This is a genomic window from Corallococcus sp. CA053C (assembly GCF_003611675.1).
Taxonomy (GTDB): domain Bacteria; phylum Myxococcota; class Myxococcia; order Myxococcales; family Myxococcaceae; genus Corallococcus.
On the sequence record NZ_RAWA01000385.1, the window covers coordinates 1 to 9,451 of the forward strand.

Below are 9,451 nucleotides of genomic sequence, written 5' to 3' on the forward strand. Positions count from 1 at the left end.
CCCAGGTACTCCGTGCCCACCCCCAGCGCGTGTCCACCGCCGGGCCGCGCGTCCACCTGCGCGCCCACGCGGGCCTGCTGGTCGCGCGTGTCCTCCACCGAGTCCAGCGCGGAGGCGTTGCGCTGGTCGCGCAGGTAGCGGCGCTCGTAGTGCCCGTAGGACACGTCCGTGCGCAGCGTCACCTTCTCCCCCAGCCGCCAGGACGGCGACAGCCGCGAGGCGAAGGTGTCGTCGCGCGTCGCCCGGTCGAACACCGCGTTGCCCGCGCCCAGGTCCACGCCGCGCTGGAGGCGGTGGGAGAAGGACGCCGTGCCCTCCAGCGTCAGCGTCTCCGAAGCGCGCCAGTCGCCGCGCGCGGACACGTCATGGCCCTCCAGGCTGCTGCCCGTGGTGCCGAGGTCCGTGGGGTTCAGGTCGTACGAGGAGCGGCGCTGGAGTCCAGCGCTCAGGCGCAGGCCCCACGCGTCGCCGCGCGTCTCCCCCGTCGCATCCAGGTCCAGGCGTCCGAGCGTGCCGTAGGCGGCCTTCAGGTCCGCGCCCAACGTGCGCTGCGCCCTGCGGGTGATGAAGTTCACCACGCCCGCCACCGCGTCGCTGCCGTACATCACCGACGACGGGCCCTTCACGATCTCCACCTGCTCGATGTCCTCCAATGACAGGCGCGACAGGTCCACGTCGCCGTCCACCTTGCCGGTGACGCGCTCGCCATCCACCAGCACCAGCACGTACTCCGGCGCCAATCCCTGCACCGACAGCGTGGCGCCGGAGAAGCCCTGCTGCACCACCAGGCCCGGGCGCGTGGAGAGCAGCTCCGAGGCGTCCCGGGCCCCGCTCGCGATGATCTCCGCGCGGGTGATGACCTCCGTGGCCACCGGTGTTTCCTGGAGGCGCTCCTGGCGGCGCGAGCCCGTCACCACCGTCTGGAGCGCGGGCGCTTCCTCCGCCACGCCTGCATCCACGGACGGAATGTCCTCGGCCCCGGCCACGCCGGACAGGCCCATGCAAAGCAGTGCGCAAAGCCAACCACGCCCGGACATCCAGCGTCCTCCCGGCTCGACAGCCGGGGGCCTCCCGTTGAACGGGAAGCCTGTCGGGCGCTGGGCTCAAGGGCCTCGGGCCTCAGGAAACACACCGCCACCACCCCGGCCCCTGACGCGGAGCCGGCCCTGCTCAGCCGCCTTCACCCCGGGGCGCCGGTCTGCCCCTGCGCGAGTCCCGGGAGGGCGCGGAGCCCTCCAGCGGAACCACCTGCGTCCGGTGACACCGGCGGCACTTCAGCTCCACGCCGCCCGGCACCAGCCGCGCCAGCAGGCTGCCGCACATGCAGCGCAGCTCCCCGGCACTTCCCTGCGGCTCGCATCCCTCGTGCATCGCGGCTCCCTGCGTTCGATGGGGGAAGACGATATTGATAGTGAATATCAAAGTCAAAAGACTTCCGAGGAAAGTCGCCCGGGTGTCCTGCTGTTCACGCCCCTGGGGCCCTGCAGCACGTTGCTCGCGGTTTCGCTGCCCCTTCGCCTGTCGCGGAGGGCCCTCTTCCCTCCTCGTGGCTTCCCTTCACCGTCGGGCCGACTAACCTGGGTCGGTGCGTCTCCTTCACGGTACAGCGCTGGCCATGGTGTTCGGCACCTCCCTGGGGGTGGCCGTGGGCCTGGGCGGCTACACCTTCGTCTACGCGAAGGGCTCCAGCTACCTGCGGGACGACCCGGCCGCCTGCGCCAACTGCCACATCATGACGGAGCAGTACGACGGCTGGCGCAAGTCGAGCCACCACGCCGTGGCCACCTGCAACGACTGCCACACGCCGCCCGGCACGCTGGCGAAGTACGCCACCAAGGCGAGCAACGGCTTCTGGCACTCGTTCTACTTCACGCTGGGGACCTTCCCGGACCCCATCCGGATCCGCCCGCGCAACCGGGGGGTGACCGAGAGCGCGTGCCGCAAGTGCCACGGCACCATCGTCGAGGCCATCGAGGCGCCCGCGGGGGCGGACGGCACACCGCCCGCGCACGACGAGCAGACGCAGTGCCTCACCTGTCACAACTCCGTGGGGCACCCGGAAGGCTCCGGCAACCCCACGCTCGTTCCGCCCCACTTCACGCAGAAGGAGCCATCACCATGACCGAGCCCGGCAAGCCCCGGCGCCTCGTGGGTACGAGGGCGGTCGTCCTCATCGCCGTGTTGTCCGCGGTGGCGACCGCCAGCATCACGGCGCTCCTGGTCAACATCATGGAGCGCAAGCAGGAGGCGCGAAACCCGTTCTACCGGGTGGTGGAGCTGGACGACACCATCACGGACCCCGCCGTGTGGGGGAAGAACTTCCCCCTGCAATACGACGACTACAAGCGCACCGTGGATCAGCAGCGCACCCGCTACGGCGGCAGCGAGGCGGTGGCGCGCACGCCCACCCAGGCGGATCCACGCTCGGTGGTGGCGCAGTCGCGGCTGGAGGAGGATCCGCGCCTCAAGGTCATGTGGGCCGGCTACGCCTTCGCCACCGACTTCCGCGAGGAGCGCGGCCACGCGCACATGCTGGAGGACCAGACCTTCACCGAGCGCCAGCACGTCACCGCGCAGCCGGGCACCTGCATCCACTGTCACGGCAGCGTGTACGTGCCCTACAAGAAGCTGGGCGACGGCGACCTCATCAAGGGCTTCGAGAAGATGAACGCCATGCCCTTCGCCGAGGCGCGCAAGCTGGTGGAGCACCCCGTCTCCTGCATCGACTGCCACGACCCCACCACCATGCAGCTGCGGGTGACGCGGCCCGGCTTCATCGAGGGCATCGCGGCGCTCAAGGCGAGCCAGGGGGTGCAGGGCTTCCGCGTGAACCAGGACGCCACGCGCCAGGAGATGCGCACGTACGTGTGCGGGCAGTGCCACGTCGAGTACTACTTCAAGGGCAAGGAGAAGCGCCTCACGTACCCCTGGGCCAAGGGCATCACCATCGAGCAGATCATGGCCTACTACGACGAGGACGGGCACACCGACTGGACGCACAAGCTCTCCGGCGCCCGGGTCCTCAAGGCCCAGCACCCCGAGTTCGAGATGTACAACCAGGGCATCCACGCGCGCAGCGGCGTGGCGTGCGCGGACTGCCACATGCCCTACAAGCGCGAGGGGGCGATGAAGGTGAGCGACCACCACGTGCGCAGCCCGCTGCTCAACATCAACCGCGCCTGCCAGACGTGCCACAAGTGGAGTGAGGCGGAGCTGCTCGACCGCGCGGAGACGATCCAGACGCGCACCTTCCAGACGCGCAACATCGCCATGGATGCGCTGGTGGACCTCATCCACGACATCGAGGCGGGCCAGAAGGCCGGGCTGCCCGAGGACGCGCTCACCAAGGCGCGAGGCCTGCAACGGCGCGCCCAGTTCTACCTGGACTTCGTGGAGGCGGAGAACTCCATGGGCTTCCACGCGGATCAGGAGGCGGTGCGCATCCTGAGCAACTCCATCAACTTCTCGCGCCTGGGCCAGAACGCGCTGCGCCCGGGCGATGCATCCACCGCTCCCAGCGAACGGCCCGCGGGAGCGCCGACGCCGGTGACACCGCAGGGCTCGCACTGACGGAGGAGCGCCCCCATTCACCTGGGGAGCGCGGAAGGACGCCTCCGGATCCGAAGCCCCTGAACGAGGAGCAGCGCGATGAGCGCGCCGGACAGGGGGCCCCCCGCTGACTGACAACCGCCCTCCTCGACCGGCGGGCGCGGCGGTTCGGGCTCTTCGGGAAGGCCCGCATCCGTGTCGCCGCCGGTCCCGGCGTCCGAGCCGGCATCGGCCGGAGGAGGCAACACCGGGGCACAGGCGGCGTCCTGGCCGGTGGCCGCGATGCACAGCCGGCCATAGCTCCCCAGCCCCTGTTGCGGCCTGCCGTCCACGACAGAGACCACGACGCGCGTCGCATCGTGTGCGGGCACCTGGGCCCGCAGGACCTCGGACCTGTCCGACTGTCGGACAAGTTGCACCGCGGTATCGGTGACGGCCGTCACGAGCAGGGAGAGCGCGGCGGGGTCCGTGCCGGGTTCGGGTTCGAACGTGGCCGAGACGAAGGACGCGCCCCCCGCGACCTCGAAGCTCCGCGACGACGCCGCGGCGATCCGCAGGGAGTCGAGCGATGCGGGCAACGCCGTGGCGGTCGTCGCCAACGGGGCATAGCCCTCGGCTCGCGCGTAGCCATGGCCAGGCGTCGCGCGTGCGCCCGTCCCCAGGTTCCACGCGGAGAACCGCACGAAGGCGGCCTCGAAGGACGACGCGAAGTCACGGCGCAGGCAGGTGTCCAGCAGCAGCGACCAGCGCGCCTCCGGCTGGCGCACGGACTCCTCCAGCAGCGCGACCAGGAGCGCGTCACCGAAGTGCTCGCCCGCGAACTGGAAGAAGAGGCCCGCGCCGTAGTTGAAGCCCACGCCGGGGCCGCTCGGATCCGTCAGCAGGCTGCGGTCCGGGCTCTCCAGGTAGTAGTGGGTGAAGCCCTCCAGGTCGTCCAGCGCGGGCTGGAAGCGTTCGGTGGCCCAGACCGCGGTGCCCTCGGAGGCGATGCCTCCCAGGTCCGGCCGGTAGGCGGCCTGCACCGCGTGGAAGAACTCGTGGCTGGCCAGCGTCTCCACGGCCTGCGCTTCGGACGGGTAGCCATAGCCCGCGAAGTCGTTCTCCTGGAGCATGTAGCCGGTGCAGCGGGTGGTGCCGTTGCCCTCCAGGCACGTCTCCAGCCGGAAGGCGCCATCGCCGCGCCGGGCGAAGTCCACCAGGTACACGTCGAAGCGGCCATCGCCGCCGTTGTCTCCCGGTGAGGTCGCGTCGTCGGGCGGCAGGCGGAAGCCCAGGCCCGCGTAGAACGTCGCCACGCGTTCGTAGGTGCGTCCGACGCGCTCCGCGAAGTCGGGCACGCCGTTGCCCTCCGCGTCCGCCAGCGGCACCGCGTTCGGGCCCTGGCGGGTGAAGTGGATGCGGAAGCGGTTGCCCGCGGACACGATGGACTCCACCGTCTCCGTCGGTTCGAAGCGTGGCACGGGCGCGGTGGCCGAGGTCGGTCGCCCGGACTCGGCGACCACCCCTGGCACGGGCGCCACCGCCTCCTCGTGGAGGAGGCGGTGCGGAGTTCCCGCGCCGGTCAGCAGCAGGAGCAGCGCGGGAACCCCGGAGGCCATCACGGCAGGTACGCCCACTTGAAGCGGAACTGGGCCGCGCCGCTCGTCGCCGGCAGCGTGCCGGTGGTGTTGCACTGCTCCTGCGCGGCGGGCTCGTAGTACGACACCACCTGCAGCTTCACGTGACGACCGTCGGCCAGTCGCACCAGGAAGACCTTGTTCGTCATCACGAGGCAGCTGTTGTAGCTCCAGAACGTGGCCAGCGCGGTGCCGGGCGCGTTGATGCCCGAGTCATCCGGGACGAACTCGCAGGTGTTGGCGGTGAAGTACGCCTCCGCGAGGAAGTCCGAAGCCGGGTCCACGGAGGTCACCGCGTCGAACAGCGTGCCCGCGGGCGTCTGGGCCACCGTCACGCAGGACGGGCCGGACACGCCGCTGTTCACGCGGATGTTGTAGCGGCGCACCGCGATGTCCCACGCCGTCGAAGCGAGCGCGGACTGATCATCGAGGTCGACCTTCACCAGCCCCGTCGGCGTGAAGCGCGCGTAGGTGTACGACTCCAACGAGGACGCCCCACCCGCCCGGGCATCCAGGAACGTGAGGAACGGCCCCTGCGTTGTCCCCTCCTCCCGCACCAGCCCCGTCGCGATGTTGGTGCGCAGGGCAAGCTGGTCGATGCTCTGCTCCTTGCACGCCACCGGGCCGCCGCACACCTGCGCGCCAGCGTCCGGAGTGCCCGCGTCCGGAGCGGTTCCGGCATCCGGGGTCGTGCCCGCGTCGGGCTCCGTGCCGGCGTCCGTCTCCGTACCGGCATCCGTCGTCGTGCCCGCGTCCGTCGTCCCGGTGCCCGCGTCCTCCCCGGGCACGGAGGGCAGGGCGCGCAGTTCGCACGTGTTGTCGGCGGTGCAGACATACGTCTGGCCCTCGGGCGCCGAGCCCTTGTCACGGCAATCGAACGCATCGACGCACTCATCGCCGCTGCATCCCGCCGCCACCAGCGTCAGCGCGAGGACCGCCAGCGTCCCCATGCCGTATCGCCCTGCACCCCGCTTCCGGACCACCCCTCCAGCAAAGCCCATCGTCGTCACCTTTCGAGGCGGAACACCGCCGTCTTCGAAGGCGCCGATCCATATCGATAACGATTCTCATTTTCAATATCGACACCCACTTTCAGTGCGGAAGACGACCTCCTCCAGCGACAGCACCCGGAGCGCCCAGTGACATTCCGGGCAGGCGGGCGGGGACGCTGGGGAGCCGGGGCTTGAGAGCTTCCAGAGCAAGCTCTCCGCCTTCCTGACGGCCCTGCCCATCCGTCCGGTGCTCCTCGCGAATGTGTATGACCCGTCGATGGGGGATGACCGTCACAACTTCACCGGCGTGCCCATCGCGCAGGCGCGCGGGAATCACCGGCGGGTGAACGACATCATCGTCCGGCTCGCGTCGGAGCACGGCGTCCTCGTGGACCTGCACCGGCACTTCCTCGGAGGCGACGCGTCCTGGTTCACGTGCACCATCGAGCCCAGCCTGCGCGGGGCCTCCGAGGTGCGGCGCTGCTTCTGGAGGGAGCTGGTGAAGCGGCTTCCCGCCGGAGCCGAAGCAGCGCCTTGAGCGCGGCGTTCAGGCCGTCGCGGTCCGGCGACCCCGGCGGCCGAGGAAGAATCCCGCCGCGAGCGCGGCGACCGCGACCAGGGCCCCGAAGCCCATGGCGGCGTTCTTCACCTTGGTGAGCAGGGGGTTGTCGAACACGTTGGTGGAGTAGTGGAACGCGGCGATGAGCCACCGGTCGCCCTCCTTCACCAGCGTGCAGGTCCACCGGCCATGGATGACGATGTCGCTGCCATCATTCAGCTCATAGTGGTCCAGCGACGAGCCATACGCGACGCCCGCGTTGCCATACAGGCGCGTGAGCGCATCCACGTCGAACTTCGCGGTCACCTTCTTCACGACGCCGTTGGGCCCGCCCAGCATCTGCGCGTAGTAGGCGCGGATGGCGTCCTTCCCCACGCGCACGTCGTTGTTCATGGTGGAGAAGACGACGTCCGGGTGCAGGTGCGACAGCAGCCGTTCCACGTCCTGCTTGTTGAGCGCGTCCTCCATGTCCTGCTTGATGGCGCGAAGCGCCTGGTGCGTCGCCTCGTCCCCGGAGGCCACCGCCGCGGGAGCCACCGTCTCCTGTGCCCCCGCCAGCGCGGGGACCACGACGAACAGCAACGCCAAGAGACCCAACCGGTTGCGCACCATCGAAGCTCCGCGAAGGAAGGAGAGGCCGCATCCTAGACATGCTCCGGGTGCGTGTCCCCTCCCCTCCCCGGAGCGTCAGACCGCCGGCAGCGGCTTCACCGTGAGCTGCTTGGACGCGAGGAACTCCGGGTTGAACACCTTCGACGCGTAGCGGCTGCCGTGGTCGCAGAGGAAGGTGACGATGCGCAGCCCCTCGCCCTGGTGCTTGCGCGCCACCTCCCACGCGGCGCGCACGTTCAGCGCCGCGGAGGTGCCCACCACCAACGCGTCCTCGCGCGCCAGGTGGTACAGCATCTCCAGCATGTCCTGGTCCTCCAGGCGCATCGCTTCATCCACGCGCGCCTGCCGGAAGTTCTCCGTCAGCCGCATGATGCCAATGCCTTCCGTGATGGAGCTCCCGGACGTCTCCAGCTTCCCCGTGCGCACCTGGCTGTAGAGCCCCGACCCCGGCGGATCCACCAACACCACGCGCAAGGCCGGGTTCTTCTCCTTCAGGTAGCGGCTCGTCCCGGACACCGTGCCGCCGCTGCCCACCGACGTCACCAGCACGTCCACCTTCCCTTGCGCCTGCTCCCAGATTTCAGGGCCCGTCGTCTCGTAGTGGAAGTCGCCGTTGGCCGTGTTCTCGAACTGGTTCATCCACGCCCAGCCGTTCTCCTCCGCCAACACGCGCGCCTGATGGAAGAAGTGCGCGGGGTTCGCGAAGGGCACCGCCGGCACCCGCCGCACCTCCACGCCCATCGCCTCCAGGTACTCGTACTTCTCGCGCGCCTGGTTGTCCGGCATCGTCACCACCACCCGGTAGCCCCGCTCGCGCCCCAAGAGCCCCAGGCCGATGCCCGTGTTGCCCGCCGTGCCTTCGACAATCGTGCCGCCGGGCTTCAACTGTCCGGACGCCTCCGCGCGCTGGATCATCCCCTTCGCGGCGCGGTCCTTGATGCTGCCGCCCGGGTTCATGAACTCCGCCTTGGCGACGATGTCGCAACCCGTCCCCCGGCTGAGCGAACCGATGCGCAACAGCGGCGTGTTTCCCACCGCGTCCCAGAGCGAACCCAATCGTGGAGCCATGTCGTCGTGTCCCTTCGCCGCCTACAGTTTGCGCATGCGCACGCGGCGGACCTTGTGGTCGTTGCCCTTCACCAGGATGAGCCTCGCGCGTGAACGCGTGGGCGCGATGTTCTCCGCCAGGTTGGGCCCGTTGATCTCCGCCCACACCGACGCAGCCCGCGCCACCGCCTGGTCCCGCGTCAGCTCCGAGAAGCGCCGGAAGAAGGACCGATCGTCGCGGAATGCCGTCTCCCACAAGTGCAGGAAGCGCTCCACGTACCAGTGCCGGATGTCCGACTCCTGCGCATCCACGTAGATGGAGAAGTCGAAGAAGTCCGACAGGAACGTCTGCGGCAGTCGCCCGCCCTCCACCGGCCCCGTCTGCAGAACGTTGAGCCCCTCCAGGATGAGGATGTCCGGCTGCCGGATGGTCTGCGCCTCGTCCGGGACGATGTCGTAGACGAGGTGCGAGTACATCGGCGCCGACACCGTCTCCCGCCCCGCCTTCAGCTCCGCGAGGAAGCGCACCAGCCCGCGCCGGTCATAGCTCTCCGGAAAGCCCTTGCGGTTCATGATGCCGCGCTCGGCGAGCACCCGGTTGGGGAACAGGAACCCGTCCGTCGTCACCAGCTCCACACGCGGATGATCCGGCCAGCGCGCCAGCAGCGCCTGGAGGATGCGCGCCGTGGTGCTCTTGCCCACCGCCACGCTCCCCGCGATGGCGATGATGAACGGCACCTTGCGCACCGAATACCCCATGAACGCCTGCTGCGCCGCCCACAGCGACTGCGCCGACGCCACCTGCAGGTGCAAGAGACGCGACAGCGGCAGGTACACGTCCACCACCTCGTCGATGTCCAGCCGCTCGCCCAGACCCCGCAGCTTCTCCACCTCCTCCGCCGTCAGCGTCAGGGGGGTGGAGGCTCGCAACTGGCGCCACGCGTCGCGGTCGAGGTCGACGTACATCGAGGCGGCGCGGGGTTTGGTCGCGGACATGCCACCCAGCATGAACCAGACCGGCATGGATCCGGCAAGTGAACGTGAGAACAGGACTTCCCGGGGCACCTTGACAGCAC

Annotated in this window: 10 protein-coding genes and 1 pseudogene; 3 read left to right on the top strand and 8 right to left on the bottom strand. The window is 69.7% G+C overall.

Annotated features, from left to right (window positions below):
- A partial coding sequence (locus D7V97_RS34465) for a TonB-dependent siderophore receptor (protein ID WP_158623517.1) occupies window positions 1-1,037 on the bottom strand: 1,037 nt, incomplete at its 3' end.
- A gap of 133 nt (window positions 1,038-1,170) precedes the next feature.
- The gene (locus D7V97_RS34470; protein WP_120614867.1) at window positions 1,171-1,371 is read right to left on the bottom strand and encodes a hypothetical protein; all 201 of its coding nucleotides are present in this window, start codon (window positions 1,369-1,371) and stop codon (window positions 1,171-1,173) included.
- Between the two features lie 244 nt (window positions 1,372-1,615).
- Here D7V97_RS34470 and nrfH point away from each other — a divergent pair, with 244 nt between their 5' ends.
- Entirely contained in the window at window positions 1,616-2,122 is a 507-nt protein-coding gene (gene nrfH, locus D7V97_RS34475) for a cytochrome c nitrite reductase small subunit (RefSeq protein WP_120614868.1), read from the top strand.
- A complete protein-coding gene (locus D7V97_RS34480; RefSeq protein ID WP_120614869.1) occupies window positions 2,119-3,570 on the top strand; it encodes an ammonia-forming cytochrome c nitrite reductase subunit c552 in 1,452 nt (483 codons plus the stop codon). The genes nrfH and D7V97_RS34480 overlap by 4 nt, the downstream gene beginning before the upstream one ends.
- A 17-nt stretch (window positions 3,571-3,587) precedes the next feature.
- On the opposite strand, the gene D7V97_RS34485 is transcribed toward D7V97_RS34480, so the two are convergent.
- The 3 genes and pseudogenes from D7V97_RS34485 to D7V97_RS46685 all read right to left on the bottom strand — a co-directional run.
- Window positions 3,588-5,147: an MXAN_6640 family putative metalloprotease gene (locus tag D7V97_RS34485; RefSeq protein WP_199729037.1), complete on the bottom strand. Its 1,560-nt coding sequence runs from the start codon at window positions 5,145-5,147 to the stop codon at window positions 3,588-3,590.
- On the bottom strand, window positions 5,147-5,800 hold the full coding sequence (locus D7V97_RS34490; protein WP_199729038.1) for an HmuY family protein: 654 nt from the start codon (window positions 5,798-5,800) through the stop codon (window positions 5,147-5,149). Before D7V97_RS34490 ends, D7V97_RS34485 begins: the two co-directional genes overlap by 1 nt.
- Before the next feature lie 18 nt (window positions 5,801-5,818).
- Window positions 5,819-6,115, bottom strand: a pseudogene (locus D7V97_RS46685) (hypothetical protein); the annotation flags it as partial.
- A 319-nt stretch (window positions 6,116-6,434) separates the two neighbouring features.
- Between D7V97_RS46685 and D7V97_RS34495 the strand changes: the two are divergent.
- Window positions 6,435-6,695: a hypothetical protein gene (locus D7V97_RS34495; RefSeq protein ID WP_147445095.1), complete on the top strand. Its 261-nt coding sequence runs from the start codon at window positions 6,435-6,437 to the stop codon at window positions 6,693-6,695.
- Window positions 6,696-6,704: 9 nt separating this feature from the next.
- On the opposite strand, the gene D7V97_RS34500 is transcribed toward D7V97_RS34495, so the two are convergent.
- The 3 genes from D7V97_RS34500 to coaA form a co-directional block, all read right to left on the bottom strand.
- Window positions 6,705-7,328 carry an SgcJ/EcaC family oxidoreductase gene (locus D7V97_RS34500; RefSeq protein WP_120614873.1) on the bottom strand — a complete coding sequence of 208 codons (624 nt, stop codon included), beginning with the start codon at window positions 7,326-7,328 and terminating at the stop codon, window positions 6,705-6,707.
- 75 nt (window positions 7,329-7,403) lie between these two features.
- Window positions 7,404-8,396 (bottom strand): cysteine synthase A, encoded by a 993-nt coding sequence (locus tag D7V97_RS34505; protein WP_120614874.1) that lies wholly within the window; start codon window positions 8,394-8,396, stop codon window positions 7,404-7,406.
- Between the two features lie 21 nt (window positions 8,397-8,417).
- Window positions 8,418-9,371 carry a type I pantothenate kinase gene (gene coaA, locus D7V97_RS34510; protein WP_120614875.1) on the bottom strand — a complete coding sequence of 318 codons (954 nt, stop codon included), beginning with the start codon at window positions 9,369-9,371 and terminating at the stop codon, window positions 8,418-8,420.
- Window positions 9,372-9,451: the final 80 nt, after the last annotated feature.

Coding starts and splice junctions, on each gene's coding strand:
- D7V97_RS34495 (WP_147445095.1), top strand. CDS start 6,435: ATGGGGGATGACCGTCACAACTTCACCGGCGTGCCCATCGCGCAGGCG.
- D7V97_RS34500 (WP_120614873.1), bottom strand. CDS start 7,328: ATGGTGCGCAACCGGTTGGGTCTCTTGGCGTTGCTGTTCGTCGTGGTC.
- D7V97_RS34480 (WP_120614869.1), top strand. CDS start 2,119: ATGACCGAGCCCGGCAAGCCCCGGCGCCTCGTGGGTACGAGGGCGGTC.
- D7V97_RS34485 (WP_199729037.1), bottom strand. CDS start 5,147: ATGGCCTCCGGGGTTCCCGCGCTGCTCCTGCTGCTGACCGGCGCGGGA.
- D7V97_RS34505 (WP_120614874.1), bottom strand. CDS start 8,396: ATGGCTCCACGATTGGGTTCGCTCTGGGACGCGGTGGGAAACACGCCG.
- coaA (WP_120614875.1), bottom strand. CDS start 9,371: ATGTCCGCGACCAAACCCCGCGCCGCCTCGATGTACGTCGACCTCGAC.
- D7V97_RS34470 (WP_120614867.1), bottom strand. CDS start 1,371: ATGCACGAGGGATGCGAGCCGCAGGGAAGTGCCGGGGAGCTGCGCTGC.
- nrfH (WP_120614868.1), top strand. CDS start 1,616: ATGGTGTTCGGCACCTCCCTGGGGGTGGCCGTGGGCCTGGGCGGCTAC.